Below are 503 nucleotides of genomic sequence, written 5' to 3' on the forward strand. Positions count from 1 at the left end.
CGCCAGGACATGTATATCAATGCAAATATAATCGCCGAAACGCAAGCATAAACGCCCCGATAGAGCATCGAAGCATTATAAACATCTCGATCTAGGTAGATCATATACTTGGGATCCAAGTAGACAACTATTTGTTCGACGAAAGAGCGGACAACGTCTATCGACGAAAGGTAAAAGAAAACCGACAATGCAAAGAGAGTCAAAAATACATTTTTACTTAATTTTATTTTGAATGCCAAAGAAAATAAAATTAACGCTCCAACAACCGAGTATTTTAGAAGTTATATTAGTTGCTGCAGCTGTACGATTTTTCTTCCCGAACTATCGCCTCTGGGTTATGGCAATAATTTTTGCCATTCCTGATTTTTATTTGATCCCCTATTTTTCACTCGTACGGCAGGGTTTGGCTGCCAGTTTATTTTTTTATGGGGTGCGTTACTATGCGGAGAATAAAAGATTTTTATCATGGCTTATTTTCGGTTTGGCTGTATCTCTACATTACT

Annotated in this window: 1 protein-coding gene; it reads left to right on the plus strand. The window is 37.6% G+C overall.

The window, feature by feature from the left end; all coding sequences use genetic code 11:
• Window positions 1-232: 232 nt before the first annotated feature.
• Window positions 233-503: hypothetical protein (locus tag AC0L3B_RS38345; protein ID WP_473382772.1), on the plus strand; the 271-nt coding region annotated here is incomplete at its 3' end.

It is taken from the genome of Bradyrhizobium sp. Kon56, assembly GCF_055807635.1.